Origin of the sequence: Neobacillus terrae, from assembly GCF_011393025.1 — a bacterium.
GTDB lineage: Bacteria > Bacillota > Bacilli > Bacillales > Cytobacillaceae > Neobacillus_A > Neobacillus_A terrae.
In genome coordinates, this window is record NZ_JAAOEO010000040.1 from 1 (window position 1) to 21980 (window position 21980).

A 21980-nucleotide genomic window follows, 5' to 3' on the forward strand; every position below is an offset into this window, starting at 1 on the left:
CCCGGCTACCGTAATAATAAAACCATATAAAAAATGGTCAACCAGAAATATCTGGCTGACCTTATAATACGAAAGGGGCAGGTTAGCTGAAGAAGGAAACCCCTTCAATATGTAGAATTTAAGTTTAAGACATAATTTTGGGAGAATAAAATGCAAAATAAACCCGTTGAAGACTTTTTCTATTCCGCTGTAAATTATTGCGACATTGGTGAAAATTTCGCTTCCCCTCAAACGCCCAACAATTTGAAAGCCCTCCTTGTATCACTTTTAGATTTATATACGAAAGCATTGTACCTACCCGAAGTCGAGCCAGAAAATGATAATTTCATTGATTTTAAAATATCTATACCAAAAATTGAATTCAATCAATTTGATCATTATTGGGAGGTCTTTAACCCTTACTTCCTAGAAGAACCCGTCGGAGCGAGCCTATCCGATGACATATTAGATTTTTATAAAGATATTAAAAGAGGCATTCTTTTGTATGAACAAAAAGAGCAGATAGAAGCTATCTGGCACTGGAAATTTCAATTTGATATACATTGGGGCAACCACGCAGTTGATACCCTACGTGTTTTACATTCAGCTATTTTTAAGTAGTATTATCTATCCTGAGCTAAATGCGAAACAGATAGCATTTTTCTTATTAAACAAACGGGGCAGCATTCCTGTAATGAGTGAAAATGGAGTTTGAACAAAAAAATAACCTCTTGGTAGAATGAGAAGGTCCTGAAGCTGCGCAGCAAAAAGGACAAATCTCTCAAAATACCAGGAGGCTTTAAAATGAATTATAACCAGAATAAGAAGATTGCTCAAATAACTTCTCAAACTCTTATTATAGGAGTCGATATTGCTAAATTCAAGCATGTGGCACGTGCCCAGGATTTTAGAGGAATAGAGTTTGGGTCACCATGTTATTTTGAAAATACAAAAGAAGGATTTGAGCATTTTCTTAAGTGGATTTCAGAAATCAAGAAAGAACAAAGTATAATGGATTAGGTGCATTAGAATCGTTACATAATGAATTTGTTAATAAAGAAATGAGAGTTGGGGAAATTGAAGATAGGGGCCACTCAGGAAGGAACTTTGTTTTCTTCGATCCAGATGGAAACAAATTCGATGTTTGGAGTGAATTAAGTCCGATTTTCAAAGAGAAATTCTTAATTAATCAATGATAATATTTTGGTGCAATAATCGAGAAAGATTATTGCATCTTTTCTTTTAAACGTGAGTCCTATTTGTTACTAAAGAAGCGGTTTAGTCGAAGAGAGGGAATGTTGGAATAGTTAAATTTTAACTAACTGATAGTTGGCTAAATGAGAGGAATGGACTAAATGACTAAAGAAATGTTTGTGAAAATAAGTAATTGTAAACTATATGCTAAATTGGCGGGAGAAAATAATGGAAAACCAACTGTCATAATGGACGCTGGATATGGAGACTTTTCCAAGGCTTGGGATTCAGTAATTGGAGATATTTCAATGTTCTCTAATGTTCTAATTTATGATAGAGCAGGACTTGGGAAAAGTGAAAAAAGTTCTAATCCCAGAACCAGCTGTGAGATGATAAAAGAATTGAAGGAACTTCTTATTGAAGCGAAGGTTAAACCTCCCTACATATTAGTCGGTCATTCATTTGGTGGAGTTAATATGCGGATGTATGCAACTGAATATCATAATGAAGTTTGTGGAATTGTCTTGGTTGACTCTACTCCTGAAGATAACAGAGAAAGATTTCTCCCAACGATGTCACAAGATTTTCAACAAACATACAACAAGCAATTCGTTTACGAAGGCAATTATGATGAATTTATGGAAAGCCTAAAGCAGTTAAAAGAAACCAGACTTAAATTAAATGTCCCATTAATTGTTCTTGCAGCTGGTAAGAAGGCTCATTATTCAAAGGAATCACAAGAGTTATGGAATGAAATGCAGAGAGAGATTCTTGAAATATCTTCAAATGGTGAATTGGTGCTTGCTGAAAACAGTGCTCATTATATACAAAATGACGAACCAGAAGTGGTAATCAGTGCGATAAAAAAGCTGATTACCATTATTTAAGATTAGATTGTGAAGGATTGTACTTAAACTATCGGGGGCTAATGTTAAAGATGGGATGGCTGCGGATCCCGTTTTCTTATTGTGCTAACGGTCAGTTTACTAGAAGAATGTATAAAAAAATGCACTAACTCAATGCCGAGTTGTGCACTTTAAGTCCGTTACTTAACTTTAACGATACTTCGTTCAATTCCTGAAATTAATAAATTCCCATTTATTTTTTCGAATGTAATAATACTTGTAGTATTTGACCCTTTATTTTTAATATACTGTTTAACCTCGTATTTTTGTTGGTCAATCTTAGTGGTATAAATCGGTAAAGTATCGTTATAAATAATCCCCCCTGGTGGAAAGACAATGTAAAGCCCATCCTGTGTTTCCTTTAAGAATGGTTCGCTGTATTGTTTGATGGCTTCCATAGTGGTTATTCCGCTAAACTGCTGGTAAAACTCCAGTTTTGTCTTCAAATTTTTGTATTTAAAATCTGAATCATAAAGTTTAGGGTCAAAAAGTGACTTGTACTTCTTATTAAATTCAATTAAGCATCCCGTATAATTAGGAAGTGAGTTCATTGATGGAACGCTCGTCTTGCCTGGATCGGAGTTTAGAATGGAACGTATTCGCTTTTGAATGTCCTTTTTTTGTATCTGTCCTGAAGTATTTGGTTGGCTGGCATTTTTTGCAGGTTCATCTATGGTGGAGTCGCTTTTGAATCCTGTTTGAGGGACTATGACATATTGATAGAGTGCTCCCACAAACAGGATCATCAGTGTCGCACTGAGTAGAGGTGGGACTATTTTTTTGTTGAAAAGTGGCTCTTTCTTTCTTTTTTGAATCTGTATCAATACATTTTGCTTCATTTCATTGGTAAATTTCCAATCAGCCAATTCTCCCTTTAGTTTCCTCAAATGATCTTCCATTCTCTGCACTCCTTTCTTCAATAAATCCTTTCAAAATCTTTTTTGCTTTTGAAATTCTGGACTTTACGGTATTCACATTAATTCCGTACACAAGGCCTATTTCGTTCATTGTTAGCTCGTTGAAGTAAGCAAGAATAATGACCTCTTTATACTTCACAGGTAGTCTTAAAATGTCATCAAACAGCTCAGCTCGGTCCGTTTTTTGGATAAACTGAATCTCCGTAGCATTTTCCTGGCCCTTTTTCATTTTTGAAATATATTCACTTGCAAACACTTTGCGATAATGCCAGCTCTTTACATAATCCTTGCAGTGGTTGACCGCAATACGATATAGCCAAGTTTGTATTGTTGAATCCCCCTTGAATGTATTTAGCTTTTCATAGCATTTAAGAAAGATTTCCTGGGACAGGTCCTCCGCCGTCGCTCGATTTCTTACAAATGAATAAGCCAGATGGAGAATGGAGGTCCCGTAACTGTCCATCAACTCCAATATGGTATCGTTATCCCGCAACAAACTCACCCCCTATATGAACTCTTTAAACTTTAGACGAACCTCGCAAAGAAATGGTTGATTTTATAAATATGAATTCACAGAATTAATTACCATTATATAGAAAACTGGAGTTTTTTCGAATAGATGGTCTTTAAACAATTAAACACCCAGATATTCTATGTATTTAATGTTAAAGTAAATGTTAGAAAAAGGAATTTGAAGGCAAGAAATAAATGATAGTCAAGCCAGATGGAGGAGTGTAAAATGAATAAAGAATTTATTAGGGAAATAACTAATATTGCTATTATTTCGAGCATTGTTTATTATGCGATTTGCTTGCTTGGTAGAGTTTCTGAATGGTTCGCCCTAATCGCGGTTTTTGGAGTCGGGATTGGAGGATTAATATTCCTTTTAAACCTATTTGCACTAATTTTCTTAGTCTTTCTACTAAAAAGTGTATAAAGAATAGTTTTTATATAAGAAACTTACTATTGCTTCTCTTGGTATTAATTTTATTTCCATTCATATTCCCCCTAACCCAAAGTCTTCTTTAACAACTTGTGAAATGATGGGAAAGGGGGGTTAGTTGAATAGTGAATAGGTTTTTATGATCTATATTAAATAATAAATAAGATTAAAAGGGGAAGTGAATTCTTTGGAAGTTTTATATAGTTTTGTTGTGGGTGTTATATTCCTAACGTTTGGTATTATTGCATTTTTTCCACCACATAAGTTACCTTGGATAATAAGATTTTTAATTATATTTATTGGTGTAGGATTTATTTTGGTTTCACTTTTAAGATTGTTCGGTCTAAGTTCTTCTTAAGCAAACGGGGGGATTTCTTAAAGAAGGAGAAATACTTTTTTTGTAAAGTGAATGCTCAGGTTAGTGAAATTAAGTTCAATATTAATTCAGGGAGGAAGAAAAACAAATGAATAATGTATGTAATAAATGTGGGTCTCATAATTTCAAGGAAGGAAAAGTTGGCAGAGGACAACCTAACTTTGTATATGAAAATAATGTATCCGTTTTCACAACTAAATTCTCACCACTTCTTGTTACTTTTTGTTTGGATTGCGGAGAAGTTCAGTCCTTTAGATTAGAACATCCTGAAGCCTTTAGAGAAAAAAAATAATAGAATTTCTGATTTTCTGATTTAAAAGTTAAAGGTTTTTTTAGGTTCTAATCATTAAAAGTGGAAGCAACTCTTAGCTGCTTCCACTATTTTTTTGATCATTTTAAGTTGTCTTTATGATAAGGCGAATCAATTTCTTCACTTACTACACTAAACGAATTTCCATCAGGGTCGAAGAAATCAAATCCTTTCATAACACCATAATCGTGTATTTCTGTTGTTTCAACTCCATTTTGTTTCAGCAGATTGTAAACAGGTTGGATATCCTCGACTACAAAATTATAATATGCGTTTTTGCTTTTTCCTTTAATAGTAAATTCTGTTGGTTGAGGTTTTTCTACCTTTATTAATGCAAGACCTGTGGGTGCATCTTTAAAAACATATCCCACACCGTGATCTAAATCGTTTTCCTGCCATTCATCAACTTTAGTTACACCAAGGTTTAATTCATACCATCTTTTAGACCGTTCCAAATCTGTAACAGGAATAAAAATACTACCTACCTTAAACATTACAAAATCACTCTCCTTATTTTTTACCCCTATACAAACGATTATAATTAACTAAAAGTTACATAATTTATAAAATATTTGGAGGTAATATGATTATTGAAGCTATAAATATTGAAGAGATTTCTTTGAGGTTATATAAATATTGTTTATCCTTAACAACCTCCGAATGGCTAGCTGAGGATTTAGTCCAGGAAACACTGATTAGACTTATAAAAATAAAACAAAGAGAACCCAATAGGGAGATAAATATAACTTTTCTGTACACAATCGCAAGAAACCTTTTTATTGATGAAAAACGTAAGAAAATTGAAATACCGACTTCGCCCGATGAGTTATATAAGAGTAGTTGGGATTCTACTGAGTGGGATAGCTTATTAGAAATCTTATATGGTACACTTCCACTCCGTCAGGCAATGCTAATAACATTAAAAGATGTGTTTCAGTATACTTCCGAAGAAATCGCAGAAATGCTGAGAGTCAGTAATGAATCAATCAAAACGGCTCTTCACCGAGCTAGAATTTCGTTAAGGGAAAATGCCACTACGTATACCCTTAAACAGAATTACAACTTCAATCTAATAAAAGAATTTTCAATGGCAGTTAAAAATCAACAGCCGTTAAAGATTTTTTACTACTATCGGTTACTACAAACAGAAAATTTTAGAGTAATTACTAATAGAGAAAAGGAGCTTCATACAATTTTTATATCAGACCCCGATGGGAATATTCTTCAAATTTATTCAGGCTAGAGGTAAAACAAAAATTAAGAATCATTTGTGAAAATATGCACTTAAACTACCATGAAAATAAGTTTCGTCAAGATTAGAAAAATGACAATACTTAAGAAGACCTTGCTCAATAGAAAAAAAGAGGAGAGGGTTAATTAATAAGTCTATGAAGAGGGGTGGACTGGATTAACTTTAAGACTAGCGCTACCATACTTAAAATTATTGTCCAAAATATCTTTTCCTTTTAATTCTCTAGTGAATTTTCTAGAAGATATATATTTTCTTTCTAACAACTTATATTTCTCTTCAATTTCAAGGAGGTTTTCCTCATTTATCTTGATTAAATTAGCAACATAAACATACATGTTGTCATTTCCCAACTTAATTTTCTTCTCTTCATCATAAGGAGTCGTCACCCTAATTGTTTCTTGTGGACCTTTTTCATCAATATATAAGTAATCCATTTTTTCATCCTTTCACTTCTAGTGAGAAATATCTTAGGTTTCAAATACATTAATTTCATTCTCTTTCTGAGTTTTTCTATATTGTCATTTCGATTTTTAATTCTCCCATGCTTCTTTTCCTGCAAATTTTAAAATAGGGGCAAATACTTATACAGGTCCAATTTTATTTTTAAAACGATTTTCAAACTCCTCCAGCTTGCTAAGAAAAACTCTCCTTAATACTTCGTCTAGTTCTGTAGGTTGAGGTATTCCAAATTCAAATCCCACAATGGACTCTTTGGAAGAGTTCTCCCAACCTCCAATTAAAGCGGATATATTAATGTCAGTTATCAATTGATTTATTATCCCGTATAATTGATTCTGTTCACTTGATACGAAGTAAATGTCCTTAACTGTCCTACCCATAAGGAAAGAACCTTTGGATGTTTTTTTATAGGTTAGTTGTTCTAATAATTCTTTACGGTTAACTGTTGCTCTATGGGCTACAGCTGAGGAAGTATAACTCTTCAGATCTAGAGAAGCAATTGGTTGATTGTAGGTATTCTCTTGCTGAAATTCTTTTCTTAAAGCAGTACAGCAAGTATTTTTAACTTTAAAATTTCATTTTCATCAAAATATCTTTCCGCCTTTTTCAGTAACTCCTCCTTATACATAGGATAAAGATGCTCTATCATGGTAGAATCTACTTTTTCTTTGTATTGTTCAAAAAATTGCTGTAAATAGTAAGAATGAAAACTAAATTGGATTTCTTCATTCTCATCATGGAATGGTATCAATTCTAAATAGGGAAGTTGATTAGACTCTAAAAACTCAATCTTCTCGTTTTCCGATTCATGGCTTACATAAATCTCAAAGAAAAGGACCTTGTTATCATCCTTATCAAGTCCTATAATATCTGCTTTATATTGGCTGCCTGGTATAGCAGTTTCAGGTACAGCGTTCATTACATCATAGAATGAGATAATCTCATATAAATGGATCATGGAATGGTCTGTAATGACAGTAAATCCCCATTAGAATAAAATAAAAATATTTTGTTATTTCAGAATGTTGCAATATTTTAAAATTTTATGGAATTGAACAAGCATTTGTTTATTATTGATTACGCTTATCTGAACTAAGGACCGAATTTCCCCAATGGCAATAACTTTTGTAATTATATCGTTCTCTATTTCAAACATGCATTCATTTTTTTCCCTTGTCAGATAGCCTAGGTTAGCAATCATGTCGAAATGTTCAGGTAGTTTAATTACAATAACATCATTGAATTCATGCCATGTCACTTTTTCATTCTCCTCATCTTATTACGATTTTCTATCTGTTTTCAAAATAATTATAGGAATACTAACAATGATTGAAATTTACTTTATCACATAATAATCTTTACTAATTTTGTTATCTTGCTATTACATTCTAAACACCTTAATTTTTTCTATTTATGAGGTTATAGTGTTAGTTATCAAGTGCTAAATAGGGGTGGGGAAAATTGGTCCAAGATATAAAAACACGTGTCGAAAACTTAAATTGGGATTCAATCCAAAATGAATTGGATGATCAAGGATTTGCCAAGCTGCCAGCGATTTTAACAAAAGCAGAATGTGAATTCTTCATAGGATTGTATTGTGAGGAAGAGTCATACAGAACGACAATCAATATGACGAGATATCGTTTTGGGAATGGGGAGTACAAATATTTTTCCTATCCATTACCTGAAATGATTCAAAGTTTAAGAGAGTCCTTTTATCTAGAATTGGCCAAAACAGCCAATCGATGGTTGAGTTATTTAAAAAAAACAGAACAGTTTCCAGCTCATCTTCAAGATTTCTTGAACACCTGTGAAGAATACGAACAAACTAGACCGACACCTTTAATATTAAAGTATGAAACAGGCGGGTTTAATTGTTTGCATCAAGATTTATATGGCGACATATTTTTCCCGTTTCAACTAGTATTTGTATTAAATCAGCGAGATAAAGACTTTTGCGGTGGAGAATCCCTATTAGTGGAACAAATCCCTCGTGCTCAGAGTAGGGGACATGTAATTACTTTAGAACAAGGTAGTGCACTGATCTTTCCTACTAACCATAGACCTGTTCTAGGTAAAAAAGGATATTACAAAAATACGGTTCGTCACGGAGTAAGCACAGTAACTTCTGGAGAACGATACGGTCTTGGAATCATTTTTCATGATTCTAAATAAAAATTAAACTTCAATATCTTGCTATTCCATTCCCAGAATTGTACATTCTGAATTTATAAGGATTATATTGTAAGGAGAGGTGAGATGAATGCCGGATCGTATCAATAACGGACATAGAGAGATCCATAATCATAGAATTTTGAATGATGCAGAAATGATAACAGATGTAAAGTGGCAAGCAATTATAAATAATGATACAGCGTACAATAATCAATTTTTCTACGCTGTAAAGTCGACAGGGATATTCTGTAAACCATCCTGTAAATCTCGAGTTCCGAAAAAAGAAAATGTTCGCATTTTTTCAAACGCAGAACAGGCTCTCCGCGCAAATTTTCGCCCTTGTAAACGTTGCAAGCCCACTAATGAAAATCTGCCTGATACCGAGTGGGTTGATTTAATTACTGAATACATTGATAAAAATTTCACTGAAAGACTAACTCTAGAATCGTTAGCAAATATTTGTCATGGAAGCCCTTATCATATGCATCGAACATTTAAAAAGATTAAAGGCATTACGCCGGTTGAGTATATACAAGAAGTTAGAGTAAACGCGGCTAAAAATTATTTGATTCAGACAAAAAAAGCGATTGGAGATATCGCCATATGTGTGGGTATGGCTAACGCGCCTTATTTTATTACTTTATTTAAAAAGAAAACTGGACAGACACCAACACAATTTCGTCAAATGAGTAAAATGGAGGAAAAGGACAGTGAAAACAAAGAATAAACCAACCCTTTATTGGTCGTTACTAAAGTTTCAGGATTGGAATTTTTATATTGCTTCAACTTCAAAGGAGCTTGTGTTTGTAGGTTCACAGAATAAACCATTCGAGGAATTGTTCGAATGGGCTAAGAAACGCTTTCCAGGGAGTCCTCTTGTTGAAGATGAGGAAAAGCTTGAACCCTATGTCGTTGAAATCACTCAGTATCTAGAAGGAAAGCGGAATACCTTTACTGTTCCATTTGAGTACGTAGGTACGCAATTTCAGCTAGCAGTCTGGAATGCACTTTGTGAAATTCCTTATGGACAGACAAAATCCTATTCCGACATTGCAAATGATATAAATAAACCAACAGCTGTTCGGGCTGTAGGCGCGGCTATTGGGGCTAATCCGGTATTAATTACGATACCGTGCCATCGTGTTATAGGAAAGAATGGCTCATTAACTGGCTATCGTGGCGGGTTAGAAATGAAGACACTGCTCCTGGATCTGGAAAAGAGAGCTTCATCTAGCAATGAGTAATTATTTTCATGTGATACAGACATATGGGGGTGTATTATGAAAAATAAAAAAGATTTTAATTTTCACAAACTTTGGCTAGGACAGTCTATAAGTTTGTTAGGTACCCAGTTTACAATAGTAGCTTTGCCTCTTTTTGCATTAGAGGTGCTAGAAACAAGTGAGGCAAATGCTGCCATGCTTCGTGGGATTATATTCATACCCTACCTACTTTTCGGATTAGTAGCCGGTGCTTTGATAGACATCCTTCATAGAAAAAATGTTTTGCTAATTGGTAGTATATGTCAAGGTGTTTTGTTTTTATCAGTATTTATATTGACTGTAACAAATATAATAACGTTCCCATTATTGGTGGTTCTCATGTTTTTAAATGGAATACTTACCACGTTTTACAACGTGGCAATTCCTTCTTTCTTACCGGAAATATTAACAGACAAAGATAACTTAAAAAAAGGAAATGCTCAACTAGCACTTTCGGAGTCTCTTTCTATAGTAATTGGTCCTATGCTAGCAGGAATCGTTATTACTCTAGTTGGATTAACAGGCTCTTTCGCTGTTGACGCAGTTACGTATTTTGTTTGTTTTGTGTTTGTATTTTTTATTTCAAAGTTTAAACCGCATACAGAGGGCTCTTTAAAAAACGTAAATATAAAATCCGTATACAAAAACATATATGAAGGTTTGATATATTTTAAAAATCACCCTGTATTGGAACCAATTGTAAGCTGTGGCGCTGTTTACGGTTTTTTTTAATACATACTAAATAGCATTTTAGTAATATTCCTTTATAAGGTATTGGGTTTATCTGAACTCGAAATAGGCTTTGTTGTAGGTTCAGCAGCGGTGGGATTTTTAATAGGAAATACGATCCTCATGAAAAAAAGTCAACAAATTAATAATACAAAAATGCTTATTTATAGCGCTACTGTATCAGTTATCGGTCTGGCCTTTATATCAATAATGGGATATTTGGGAACCATTTACGGTATAGTAGCTGCAAGTATCATACATGGTATGGGAGAAGGTGTATTTGGACCTTACGCTGCAACCATACGACAACTTGCTTCACCAAGTCACATGTTAGGCAGAGTAAATGCTGTACAGCGTACGCTTAATTGGGGAGCTTGGGCATTGGGAAGTTTTGCAAGTGCATTTTTAGTTTCTATATTTGGGCTTCAAACTACGTTATTTATAGGGGGCTTCGGAACAACATTGTGTTTAATGGTGTTGTTGAGGCGAGGCGTAGCAAAAGGAACTGACATTGAATATACGAGTTCATTTTAGAGGAGATGATTATGATGTATAAGGTATCAAAAGGAACTGAAAATACACCACACATCAAACGGGGCAGCATTCTTGTAATATCGATTTAAGTTCTTGAATAAATGTACTTAAACAAACGGGGGCTTATGAAGTAAGAGAGTTGCTATGGCAGCTCTTTTTTTTATTGCACTAAGGGCAGTATAGTTGAATAAAAATAATAAATATCCAAGTAATTGTGGTAAAATAAGGATATTATTTCGGACTTATTAAGGGAGGACAAGAAATGATTAAGAGGAAAAGTGAAACGTTTGAATGGGTTAAATCCATTATGGTTGCAATTGTTTTAGCATTTATTATTCGCTCTTTTTTCTTTAGTCCCATTGTTGTTGACGGTGAATCAATGAATCCTACTCTCCAAGACAAGGATCGTATGGTTGTAACCAAAGTTGGTGAACCGAAAAGATTTGATATTGTTGTGTTTCACGCCCCAGACGGTACGGATTACATTAAACGTGTAATTGGACTCCCAGGTGAGAGTATTGAGTATAAGAATGATATTTTATATATAAATGGCAAGGCATATAACGAACCTTATTTAGAAAAATATAAGAAAACACTAAATGGAGGAACATTAACAGGTTCTTTCACTTTAAATGAAACCGCAGTAGGTAGCAATACTGTCCCTAAAGATTGTTTGTTTGTAATGGGAGATAACAGAAGGAAAAGCAAAGACAGCCGTGTTATTGGAGCGATACCAATGGACAAGGTAATAGGGACAACAAATGTTGTTTATTATCCGATAAAAGAAATTAAAATCGTAAATAACTAATTTTTGCTTATGTATAAAGTTGGACTGGTTTCTTCTTCAAAACCATCGGGTGTGTAGATCCAGGAAGGGTTAACCACCTATTTTGTTGAATTCCTTATTAAACAAACGGGGGAAGCATTCCTGTATTAAATCTAAAATTGTGAAAAAATGTACTTAAACTATCGGGGGCTTAGTTCAAGATAGAGTTGCAGCAACAGCTCTTTTTCTTTTGGTGCTAAAGGGCAGAATAGTTCAATAAGCCAGTTATAATTATGTAATTATTCTTGAGGGTATTTATAAGTAGCTAAGTGGGTATGATTTATCAATTTCACCTCAGGTCCATAAGAAATTCTATAAGTCATTCGATCCTTCCCTACTGGAACGTGGTGTCCACCATCGGTAGGCCCAATATCAAATGTAATTTCTAATATAAAGCCACGGAAGCCATTTACTCTTCTTGTTTCAATCACTTCAAATTTCCATGGATCTACTGCAGGTGAAAAGTCCTTTAAAATCTTCGGATAATAATAGTTATCCAAAACTTCGCTAATATAAGGAGCAAGCATGTTCATAAGCATGTCCTGTAATCTAAGTTCTTCAGAGTCTTGAGTTGGTTTAATTGATAAAACAGTTGTTGTTTGAAAGGAAACAATAAGAACAAGGGATAGTATAAAGTAAGCCCGAACCCAAACATTTTCATTCTTTGTGGTGAAGAGCTGTTTTTTAGCGACTCATGGGTGGCTAACGGGGTGCTTTAACACTAAGAAATAAAATTAAAAGAGCCAAAAATATGCAAGTATTTATACACTACTTGCGTATTTTTGGCTTTTCCTGCATTTACAACAAATGTTGCCGTCAAAAAGAGGACCTCTAATTTATCATCATTAGGACCAATTAGCCTATCAGCCTCACAATACTAAGCACTGTCTGGGTGCTCCCACATCATTAATGAATATCTTGAATGACTTTCTCCAGGAATTCGCCCATTCGCTTAACGGCTGGCTCTGAAAAATCAAAGCTGACCCCAGTTTCTTTATAAACCGCTGCGATGGATTGATTGTAGTCCGCTCTGGCACCTTTTTTAAAGGATACGACAGCTTGCTCTGGGTTGTTTCGGTAATTTTCAAGAATTTGCAATGCACCAAGCATCGACATGGAGTATTCAATATTATAGAAAGAAACTTGGAAATAGTGAAGGGTGTCTGCCCAGCTCATCCCAATTTCTTCCTCAAGCCCAGACGTATCGACAGGGTTTAAGCCATACCGTTTTGAGATTTCAAAGAATTTTTCATCACGCTCTTTGGCCGTGTGTTGAGGATTCGTATACATCCAATGCTGAAAGAGGTCGCCTGATAATGGGCCAAATAACATTTTAAATGCCCGTCTCAGCTCTTCTCGCTGTGCACTCTTAAAATCTTCTTCTTCTGGATAAAAACGATCCAGCTTGTCTAATAAGAGCAATTCCATTCCATGAGAATACAGTTCACCAATTTCCATTCGGAGGTGATATTCTTCAGAAGGACCTTGCTCGGAAAACTCGAGGTACCCATTCACGGCATGGCCCATTTCATGAATTAGTGCGATAAGAGAGAAAAAGGATGGACTAAAGTTCGCGAAGACAAAGGTGTCCCCTGAAACAGGTAAGGAGGTACAGAAACCGCCGGGGCTTTTTCCTTTCCGATCTCCAAGATCTATTAACCCATGCTCTCTCATGTAATCAAAACGGTCTGCAAAGTATGGATCGGTTTTCCCTAACATCTCAGAAACGCCATCCATAAGATCTGACACATCGGAGTATGGCGGGTTTTTCATCAACTTAGCGGTGTTATCCCAAGGACGAAAGGTATCGACACCAAGCTCAGACTTAAAGACATTTGCCAGTCGGTTCCAAGCTGGGATAATATGTTTCTCTACATTTTCATGAAAGTCGTAACAATCTTGGACGCTATATTCACGATTTTTGACTACAAACATATAATCACGATAATTTTCAAAGCCTGCATTTAATGCAATTTGATGGCGAAGTTGAACCAGCTCATCCATGATGGCATCCATATCAGGCTTAATTTGACGGTGGGCTGATATCATTGCGCGATAAGCTTTTTCACGCACGGCTCTGTCTAGATGATCGAGTTGGGATTGGATAAATGGATAAGGCTTTTCTTCGCCATCCCATTCAACAGTTAATCCTCCCATAATTTCACTATACTTTGTATTAAGCTCTTGTTCTTTTACCATTAATGGAATGTTTTCTTCTCTGAACAGTTTCACCTTGGATTCGCGAAAGCGTCGCATTAAGCCATAACGGTTTTCATCTAATTTATTGAAATAAGGAGACTCACAGACTTTCTCATTCAGTTTTGCTTCATATTTCATTAAAAGCGGCTGGATGACTTGCTGGTCATGTAGATACGTAGACTTGATATCCGCATCCTCTGTGTTCCGGTAGAAATCGACTTGGTGACCCGTCATTGCCTCCGCGATTTTCATCATTAAATCCTTTTCAGCTTGTAACCATTTTTCTAGGTCAGAAACGGATTCAATTTGAACATAAAGTAAACTTTGAATTTGAGCTTCGACCCCATCTGCATTTTGTAAATCAATTAATTCTTTATAATAGTTCTGAATTAAATCCTGTGTCACAGATAACTCCCCTTTTTTTTATTATTTCAATTATCCCAATAGTTATATTATAGATTTCTAGGTAATCAATCTAGTTTTTTCATATGGTTCAACAAGTGATTACATTTTAATCGATAATAAAAATATGAGGAGGTCACGGAATCCCTCTCGGCTCCCGGATCGTTATTAATAAAACGGCTTCCACAATGCTAAGACCACATTAACAAGAGCACCTATATGGACGATATCCAATCCGGTATAAAACTTAAATAAATACTTCCGGCTTTCTTCGTTTAATAGCTCTTCCTTTACGAGGGAAGGGGTTAGTTTAGCTTTAAATCTATTCAATCTCGGAACAATATAACCTGCAAACAAGACAAGCATAACCGCAGCCAGTATTTGCTTAAGCCCCAGCTTAAATTAGAGATTAATTTAAATCAGTAAACCCAATCTCCCACCTTTAAATGCACTATAACCAAAGAATTAACACTTAAATGAGAAAGTCTAGGGACGCTCCTCTATTTAACTATGCCTTCACGAAGTCTTATTAATCTGAACTCATTTCATTTAACTGTTAACCCTATATAAAGGGGTATGAAATCCTGCGAATAAGCGAGCATTTGAGAGAAAATCGTATTTAACCGAGGGAATTTAATAAGAATAATTATTTCTTTAAAAATACGCACTAAAAGTGTTCGTGCTGAGTAGTGTTAAATGCAAAAATAAACTGGCTAAGTTGGAAGGTTCGATTAATTTTTATGATGAGTATGATCCTTTAGAAGGTGCTTTCATTAATCATCCAAATTCCCAAGAATTAATTTCTGACCTGGTAAGTGGTTATGTAATCTTTTTGGGCTATGTAAACACAAAAATGGTGGAGTAACATCAAAGCTGGGGATTTCTAAAGAAGACTCCTGCATTATTATGGATATATCAGATGCATTTGATGCATTTGAGACGTATTTAAAATATTTCATTTTAAGTAACGCTGGTTAAATTTGCTTTGAATTACTTAAGTTGCACTGCCTTAATAAAAAAGTCATTTCATGAACGTTTACTGCAAATGTTAAATGAGAAGGAAGACATAGGTAAAGTAATTGGAGCCTATGCCTTCTTTTTGTTTTGAAAATGTACTTTATTACTCATTTTTCCTTCCTCCATTAAACGAATAAATTGCATTAGCTTCGGTCTATTATTCATTTTTAATTTTGTAGCAAAAACATTGTGGGTTATTCAACTTGGAAAAAAGGACGTTGACAACTCCATCCTACAAGTGTAGTCTTTATTGTAGATTACACTTGTAGGATGGAGGAGAAAGATGAAGAAAGCAGAGTGCAATATATCTGATGCAGAGTGGATTGTAATGAAGGTGCTATGGGAAGAAACTCCATCTCCATTAACTTCTGCGAAGATAGTAGAGGCTGTAAGTTCTAATAAGAAATGGAGTCCCAAAACAATTCATTCATTAATAAGTAGACTGGTAAAGAAAGGTGCTGTAGGTGTAAATAAGGAGATGCCTCATTATGAGTATTATCCTTTGGTAGATAAAAGAGACTGTGTACTGGAAGAAACAAGGTCGTTTATTCAAAAGGTATACGATGGTTCTATCCACCTTATGCTCGCCAATTTTATAAAAGAAGAGAAGATTTCTGAGAAGGAAATAGAAGAACTGGAACGATTGCTTAATAAAAAAAATAACAAGTAAAAGGCAGGTATTGATATGGTTTTATCTGCAATATTTAAAGAAGTCTTATTGCTTTCGCTTATGGGTAGTATTTTAGCATTAGGGATACTTGTTATTAAAGCTATTTTTAGACAAAGACTTAGTGCAAAGCTTCATTATTATATTTGGATTTTGCTTGTACTTAGGCTAATAGTGCCAATAGACATTCAAAGTCATATAAGCTTTATAAGTTTTATTCCAAATGAACAGAAGAAACTTGATCCTCATTTTATAGCAGAACAATATGTTCCTAACATAATACAAACCAGTACTATAACAACCGAAAGTACACCTTCTATAGAAGATAGTAATGCATTAGCTGATCCAGGAATTATAGGCGGTATTTTTAGTTATGATACTGCAGCAGTGCTGTGGATAATTGGTGTTTCATCGATTTTACTCTATATTTTATGCGTAAATATCTTGATGAGGGCTAAATTGAAAAAGTGTTCAGCCTGTGAAAGAGAAGACTTAATTGAAATTTTAGAAGCAGAAAAATCAAAGCTTAAAGTTAATTCAAAGATAAAAATTATTTATAGTAATTATTCGAAATCGCCAGCAGTTTATGGGATGATCCATCCTAAAATTATTATTCCAGAGGAGCTTATAGACAAATTAACCCCGGAAGAGTTTAGGTTTGTGTTAAGCCATGAATTAACTCATATTAAGAACAAGGATTTAGTGGTAAACACCTTACTTATGATTGTTAAAGCAATCTATTGGTTCAACCCCTTAATCTGGTATTCACTTAATCAAGTAAAACAAGACTGTGAAGTGGCTTGTGATGCGTCTGTCATCAGCACTTTAAAGACAGAAGAAGTCAAAAAATACGGTCAGACAATAATCAATTTGCTTAGATTATTCTCAGAAAAAAGGAGTACTACTGGGACATTAGGATATGCAAGTAAATACAATAAACGGAGAATTGTTATGATTACACAATTTAAAAAAAGTTCGGCAATATGTGCAGTATTAGCTCTATCTCTTACAATTATGGTAGGCTGTTCAAGCACCATTAAACCTGGCAGTTCAGATGTTAGCCCAAATGAAAGCAGCGATATCAATAGTTCAACTCTGTCAGCGAAAAAAACATCTCAAGATCAAGCATCACAAAGCAACACAACACAAGACAAATCAAGCAATGTATCACAAAGCAATACAACACAAGATAAAACAAGCAATGCGTCAGCATCGAATAACAATACCTCTGCTTTATCATCTAATGGGGATACTCAGCGAAAACTTCTTTCAAGTATCTTGCAATTGGCAAAGCAGGGTAAAATCATCAACTCAGAGTTTCCTGTTAAAACTACTGTTATAGAAGACATAGAGAAAAAACTAGGAAATCCGGATAAGGTTGATTGGGTACCTTATGCTAAAGGAAATTATGCTGTATTTTCAAAATACAATGTGGTATTTGGTTTCAACAAAGGGTCACGGATTTTTGAGGCGAGATCCTTTGATAAGAAATTAAATGAATTATCACTTTCTATGGTAAAGAAAGTATTTGGAACTCCGGCATATGATGTGAAAAGTAATGGCGAGGAAATTATTGGGTATGTTTCAAATTCGGAATACAACATTTTGTTAGTATTTCCTAAGCCTTCAAACAGTATCCCGGACCCGGTAATGGACCACTACTCCGTGCTTTACCCTAAGGGGACCGTTAATAATATGTCAAACGATACGGGAAGACAATGGTAATAAAAAATGAAACAAAAAAATAACGACTCCTAACGCGCTCCGTTAAAGGCGTAAACATAATAATTAACAACTTAAATAGAGGATGAAAGGATTATGATTTCATCCTCTGTAAGTTAAAGACTTTCTTGAATGGATTTAAAACAATAGAAATAACCATTGGAAGTTGAACTCGAAAAAATGTGAAAAAACGTCATAAAAGCTAAAAACGAAAAGTTAAAAAGGGAAATTGGAGTATGTGGAGTATGAAAAGACAAAGAACTCGAAATAAACTACTTATTTTTACGATTCCACTTTTAATTTTAGCCTTAATCATTGGCGTTTATTATTATGCAATCAAAGAAAATAGTAGTGAACAGAATACCCAAGGTAAAGAAAGTCCAATTTTTACTCAACCTTCCAAAACTCAAACTTCCGGTAAAAATACAGTGGATTCGAAGAATGAGCGGAATTCAAATCTTGAGAAATTAGTTGAGGAAACTTTTTCCTTATCTAAGGAAGGTAAGGTTCCAAACATTTCCTTTGTTTCTGGTAAAACAGAATGGAAGGAAGTAAATCAAGACTGGGGAAAATCAGAACATATTACGGAAACTTCTAAAGGCAGATATGAAGAATACGAAAGTCATCATGCTACAATCGGCTATGCCGATCAGACTGTTAATGATATACGATCGTATGATTCTGAACTGCAAAATATCTCGTTAAATGAAATTGAGAAAACTGGTGGACAACCCGATGCCATTCGATACTTTAAAGATTCAACTGTTGACCAAATGATACTTGTCTATCATGCAACGTCTTTTACTGATTTATTATGGGTTTTACCAGTAAAAACAGAGCAGGAGCCAAATCCTAAAGTCGACCATATCTCACTCTTTACACAGATTGAAAAGGAACCAAATCAACAAACACAAGTTGAAAAACCAAATCAACAAGGAAATCAATCCATTTCAGAGGTGATTTCTAAACTTAGCTTAGAAGATAAAATTGGCCAGATGATTCTTGCTGGGGTTTCCGGGACTACAATGGATGCAAACGCAAAACAATTAATAGGCCAATTTCATCTCGGGGGAATTATTTTTTACAAATATAATTTTGAAACCCCTGCACAAGTGATTCAACTTGTGAATCAACTGAAATCTGGAAATAGTTCGAGTCTACCGCTTTTACTAGGTGTTGACCAAGAGGGTGGACGTGTGACAAGATTACCAGGTGGACTTGTTAACTTTCCTCCAAATAAACAGATAGGACAGGTAAACAATCCCGATTTTTCTTATAAAGTCGGAACACTTTTAGGGAAAGAATTAAAGGTATTTGGTTTAAATCTCGATTTTGCCCCTGTCCTCGATATTAACAGCAATCCAAATAACCCAGTAATCGGGGATCGATCATTTGGAAACAATGCAGAAATAGTAAGTAAACTTGGAATTCAAACGATGAAAGGGATTCAGTCTCAAAACGTCATTACGACAATTAAGCATTTTCCTGGTCACGGAGATACATCGGTTGATTCCCATCTGGACCTTCCAATTGTAAATAAAAGCCTTAAGGAACTTAAAGAACTAGAGTTAATTCCGTTTGAACGTGCGATTAATCAAGGCGCAGATGTTGTGATGGTGGCCCATATCTTATTTCCTCAATTAGATAAAACGAATCCAGGAACCATGTCAAAAGCTGTCATGACGGATCTTCTTAGAAAACAACTTGGTTTTACAGGAGTAATCATTACGGACGATATGACAATGGGAGCCATAACAGGACATTATGATATTGGTAAAGCAGCCGTAGAATCAGTTAAGGCAGGAAGCGATATAATTTTAGTAGGACATGACTATAATAATGTTGTAAAGATTATCTCCTCTTTAAAAACTGCTGTTCAAAATGGGGAAATTTCAGAACAAAGATTAAATGAAAGTATAGAAAGAATTATACAACTAAAAAGAAACTATAGCATTAACGATACGAAAGTAGGAAATCCTAACATAAATGAAATAAATAATTCCATCAATAGTATTCTGAATAATTATTTACAGTAATTATTAAATAGATTTGTGAGATAAATGGATTGCTAATTCCGCATTGGGGTGTACTTCTGGAGAAAGAGATGTTAAAAACTATAGGAGCCCTTAGACAAAATAAAAGATAAATGTGCTTCAGTTGAATAAGCAACATTCGAAGCTATTCAACAATCTGGCGCAATTCTGCAGTAAGAATTGTGCTTTTACTTATTTTTAGGGCCATTTAATAGAATAAATTACGTTAAAATTGAATTAATTAAAAACCAGAGAAGAGAGGATTCTCATATGAACTTAGTAGCTTTGGAAAAATCTTTATAATAAATAGGGGTAATCATGGAAAGTTTCAATAAAATACGAAATACCCTTTGTGCTCTTCCGCGTATTTCTTCTACGTTAATGCTTGATTTTCCATTATTATCTTCCTCTCTTTTTATTATTGACTATTCAGTCTAGAAATATCAAAAAAATAAGGTTCTCTATTTAAATAATTTACAGTTCCCCTTCCTGACAAATCCATCTTATCACTATCTGGACTGAAGAAAAATCCAAAATAATTTTTGACTAACTAGTTCAGGATCTTCTGTTATATGGAAAATAAGATCTGTAAACTCTACTTTTTTAAAGTTTTTAGGGAAACTTTTCATATAATCATAAATATCCGCTTTTCCTTCCATCATATCTGGAAAAACATCTAAAACATCTATCTGATGGAGATATTAAAGCATGGATCAATCTGTGGGCAGAAGACGGGGTATTAGAATTTCCATACGCTCCGAAAGGGTATTCATTTTAACTTGACGCTCACACCTGTTCTGAATTATTCTAGATGCAGGAGTAAGCTGATGAATACGAAAAATCGTCCTTATGGTAGAAGATCGGCAGTTTAGCAAAAGAAGGTATTTTATTCTCTACATAGAAAGATTGCTTTAATGTAATAAAACAGGAGTGTTGACATGGGTAATACAAACTTTTTAATGTTTAAGCATAGTCAGATGGAAGGGGAGCGTATCATATTACGTCCGGTTTCACTTGACGATGTTGATGATATGTATGAGTATACATCTGATGATGAAACTACACGTTACATTTATGACCAACATACAGATGTAAACCAAACGAAGAAAATGATAGCAAACTATTATATGAAAGAACCAATGGGTATGTATGCAATCGTGTTAAAAGAGAGCAACAAAATGATTGGGACAATTGAGTTTAGAATACATGAATGGAATAATAGTGGAGAACTAGGCTTTACATTGAATAGACATTTTTGGGGTAAGGGCTACATGACGGAAGCAGGGAAATTAATACTCGAATTAGCCTTTCATAAACTAGGTTTAGACCGAGTGTTTGCGGGACATGATGTAAGGAATGGTGTTTCAGGAAAAGTATTGAGCCGCTTAGGTATGACATATGAAGGCACTCTTCGTAGAGACCAAATGGTAAAAGGTGTCCTAACAGATACTGCACATTACTCTATATTAAAAGAGGAATATTTAAATTCTGAAACAAGGAAGAATAATAGGGTAATTAATTAGCTTATTGGACGTGGAATTTAAGTGAAAGCCTATCATATTGAACAATATAAAAAAGTGAAGAACATTCTTTTGCTGAATTATACATTAATGATTCCAAAGACTTCGGATTAAAATTAATGGTTCAAAAATGTGATTTCTTAGAGGCGAGTTGGAAATAAAGTTTTTATGAATTTTGAAATATTATATTTAACTATCCAGGGCATTCCTTTAATATTAAGGGATGCTCTCTTCTTATTGAAGTAAAGGGGCAGCATTCATGTTACAAAGAAAAGTTTGTGAATTAATACACTTAAACTATAGGGGGCTTATGTTAAAGACGGGATGGCTGCGGCGATCCCGTTTTCCTATTATGCTAACGGGGCAGCATTCCTGTAATGAGTGAACAAAAAAATAACCTCTTGGTAGAATGAGAAGGTCCTGACGCTGCGCAGCAAAAAGGACATTACTCAAATACCAGGAGGCTTTAAAATGAATTATAGCCAGAATAAGAAGATTGCTCAAATAACTTCTCAAACTCTTATTATAGGAGTCGATATTGCTAAATTTAAGCATGTGG

Annotated in this window: 21 protein-coding genes and 4 pseudogenes; 16 read left to right on the top strand and 9 right to left on the bottom strand. The window is 34.5% G+C overall.

Annotated features, from left to right (window positions below; all coding sequences use genetic code 11):
- Positions 1-150: 150 nt before the first annotated feature.
- The 4 genes and pseudogenes from G8761_RS25160 (at position 151) to G8761_RS25175 (ending at position 2060) form a co-directional block, all read left to right on the top strand.
- A complete protein-coding gene (locus G8761_RS25160; RefSeq protein WP_166030689.1) occupies positions 151-600 on the top strand; it encodes a DUF5063 domain-containing protein in 450 nt (149 codons plus the stop codon).
- A 183-nt stretch (positions 601-783) separates the two neighbouring features.
- A pseudogene (locus tag G8761_RS25165) lies at positions 784-987 on the top strand (IS110 family transposase); the annotation flags it as partial.
- Positions 960-1175 (top strand): annotated as a pseudogene (locus G8761_RS27475) (VOC family protein); the annotation flags it as partial. The pseudogenes G8761_RS25165 and G8761_RS27475, both read left to right, overlap by 28 nt.
- Positions 1176-1334: 159 nt before the next feature.
- Entirely contained in the window at positions 1335-2060 is a 726-nt protein-coding gene (locus G8761_RS25175) for an alpha/beta fold hydrolase (RefSeq protein ID WP_166030690.1), read from the top strand.
- A 158-nt stretch (positions 2061-2218) separates the two neighbouring features.
- Here G8761_RS25175 and G8761_RS25180 read toward each other — a convergent pair whose 3' ends face one another.
- Together G8761_RS25180 and G8761_RS25185 are read right to left on the bottom strand one after the other, a co-directional pair.
- Entirely contained in the window at positions 2219-2977 is a 759-nt protein-coding gene (locus G8761_RS25180; RefSeq protein ID WP_166030691.1) for a hypothetical protein, read from the bottom strand.
- Positions 2937-3488 carry a sigma-70 family RNA polymerase sigma factor gene (locus G8761_RS25185; RefSeq protein ID WP_166030692.1) on the bottom strand — a complete coding sequence of 184 codons (552 nt, stop codon included), beginning with the start codon at positions 3486-3488 and terminating at the stop codon, positions 2937-2939. Before G8761_RS25185 ends, G8761_RS25180 begins: the two co-directional genes overlap by 41 nt.
- 246 nt (positions 3489-3734) lie before the next feature.
- Here G8761_RS25185 and G8761_RS25190 point away from each other — a divergent pair, with 246 nt between their 5' ends.
- Together G8761_RS25190 and G8761_RS25195 are read left to right on the top strand one after the other, a co-directional pair.
- Positions 3735-3932 (top strand): hypothetical protein, encoded by a 198-nt coding sequence (locus G8761_RS25190; RefSeq protein WP_166030693.1) that lies wholly within the window; start codon positions 3735-3737, stop codon positions 3930-3932.
- Between the two features lie 470 nt (positions 3933-4402).
- Positions 4403-4606 carry a hypothetical protein gene (locus G8761_RS25195; protein WP_166030694.1) on the top strand — a complete coding sequence of 68 codons (204 nt, stop codon included), beginning with the start codon at positions 4403-4405 and terminating at the stop codon, positions 4604-4606.
- Positions 4607-4704: 98 nt separating this feature from the next.
- On the opposite strand, the gene G8761_RS25200 is transcribed toward G8761_RS25195, so the two are convergent.
- Entirely contained in the window at positions 4705-5118 is a 414-nt protein-coding gene (locus G8761_RS25200) for a VOC family protein (protein ID WP_166030695.1), read from the bottom strand.
- An 89-nt stretch (positions 5119-5207) separates the two neighbouring features.
- On the opposite strand from G8761_RS25200, the gene G8761_RS25205 reads away from it, so the two are divergent.
- Positions 5208-5867, top strand: coding sequence for an RNA polymerase sigma factor (locus tag G8761_RS25205; protein WP_166030696.1), 660 nt, complete (start codon positions 5208-5210; stop codon positions 5865-5867).
- A gap of 143 nt (positions 5868-6010) precedes the next feature.
- Here the strand turns inward: G8761_RS25205 and G8761_RS25210 are convergent, their stop codons facing one another.
- The 4 genes and pseudogenes from G8761_RS25210 to G8761_RS25225 all read right to left on the bottom strand — a co-directional run.
- Positions 6011-6310 (bottom strand): hypothetical protein, encoded by a 300-nt coding sequence (locus tag G8761_RS25210; RefSeq protein WP_166030697.1) that lies wholly within the window; start codon positions 6308-6310, stop codon positions 6011-6013.
- Between the two features lie 147 nt (positions 6311-6457).
- A complete protein-coding gene (locus G8761_RS25215; RefSeq protein ID WP_166030698.1) occupies positions 6458-6715 on the bottom strand; it encodes a hypothetical protein in 258 nt (85 codons plus the stop codon).
- A 158-nt stretch (positions 6716-6873) separates the two neighbouring features.
- Positions 6874-7293 (bottom strand): hypothetical protein, encoded by a 420-nt coding sequence (locus tag G8761_RS25220; protein WP_166030699.1) that lies wholly within the window; start codon positions 7291-7293, stop codon positions 6874-6876.
- Positions 7294-7383: 90 nt separating this feature from the next.
- A pseudogene (locus G8761_RS25225) lies at positions 7384-7593 on the bottom strand (DNA-3-methyladenine glycosylase); the annotation flags it as partial.
- 203 nt (positions 7594-7796) lie between these two features.
- On the opposite strand from G8761_RS25225, the gene G8761_RS25230 reads away from it, so the two are divergent.
- From G8761_RS25230 to lepB, 5 genes and pseudogenes are all read left to right on the top strand, one after another.
- The gene (locus G8761_RS25230) at positions 7797-8510 is read left to right on the top strand and encodes a 2OG-Fe(II) oxygenase (protein WP_166030700.1); all 714 of its coding nucleotides are present in this window, start codon (positions 7797-7799) and stop codon (positions 8508-8510) included.
- 88 nt (positions 8511-8598) lie between these two features.
- Positions 8599-9237: a bifunctional transcriptional activator/DNA repair enzyme AdaA gene (locus G8761_RS25235; protein WP_166030701.1), complete on the top strand. Its 639-nt coding sequence runs from the start codon at positions 8599-8601 to the stop codon at positions 9235-9237.
- Positions 9221-9754, top strand: coding sequence for a methylated-DNA--[protein]-cysteine S-methyltransferase (adaB, locus tag G8761_RS25240; RefSeq protein WP_166030702.1), 534 nt, complete (start codon positions 9221-9223; stop codon positions 9752-9754). Before G8761_RS25235 ends, adaB begins: the two co-directional genes overlap by 17 nt.
- A gap of 36 nt (positions 9755-9790) precedes the next feature.
- A pseudogene (locus G8761_RS25245) lies at positions 9791-11035 on the top strand (MFS transporter).
- A gap of 262 nt (positions 11036-11297) precedes the next feature.
- Complete coding sequence (gene lepB, locus G8761_RS25250) at positions 11298-11843, top strand: signal peptidase I (protein WP_166030703.1); 546 nt, start codon at positions 11298-11300, stop codon at positions 11841-11843.
- A 257-nt stretch (positions 11844-12100) separates the two neighbouring features.
- Here the strand turns inward: lepB and G8761_RS25255 are convergent, their stop codons facing one another.
- Together G8761_RS25255 and G8761_RS25260 are read right to left on the bottom strand one after the other, a co-directional pair.
- Positions 12101-12493, bottom strand: coding sequence for a DUF3888 domain-containing protein (locus G8761_RS25255; RefSeq protein WP_166030709.1), 393 nt, complete (start codon positions 12491-12493; stop codon positions 12101-12103).
- 274 nt (positions 12494-12767) lie between these two features.
- Positions 12768-14465 (bottom strand): M3 family oligoendopeptidase, encoded by a 1698-nt coding sequence (locus tag G8761_RS25260; protein ID WP_166030704.1) that lies wholly within the window; start codon positions 14463-14465, stop codon positions 12768-12770.
- A 1297-nt stretch (positions 14466-15762) separates the two neighbouring features.
- Here G8761_RS25260 and G8761_RS25265 point away from each other — a divergent pair.
- The 4 genes from G8761_RS25265 to G8761_RS25285 all read left to right on the top strand — a co-directional run bounded on the left by G8761_RS25265 (position 15763) and on the right by G8761_RS25285 (position 21424).
- The gene (locus G8761_RS25265; RefSeq protein WP_166030705.1) at positions 15763-16149 is read left to right on the top strand and encodes a BlaI/MecI/CopY family transcriptional regulator; all 387 of its coding nucleotides are present in this window, start codon (positions 15763-15765) and stop codon (positions 16147-16149) included.
- 15 nt (positions 16150-16164) lie between these two features.
- On the top strand, positions 16165-17871 hold the full coding sequence (locus tag G8761_RS25270) for a M56 family metallopeptidase (protein WP_166030706.1): 1707 nt from the start codon (positions 16165-16167) through the stop codon (positions 17869-17871).
- A 242-nt stretch (positions 17872-18113) separates the two neighbouring features.
- Positions 18114-19904 (top strand): beta-N-acetylhexosaminidase, encoded by a 1791-nt coding sequence (gene nagZ / locus G8761_RS25275; RefSeq protein WP_420800289.1) that lies wholly within the window; start codon positions 18114-18116, stop codon positions 19902-19904.
- A gap of 935 nt (positions 19905-20839) precedes the next feature.
- Positions 20840-21424 (top strand): GNAT family N-acetyltransferase, encoded by a 585-nt coding sequence (locus G8761_RS25285; protein ID WP_166030708.1) that lies wholly within the window; start codon positions 20840-20842, stop codon positions 21422-21424.
- The last annotated feature ends 556 nt before the right edge of the window (positions 21425-21980 follow it).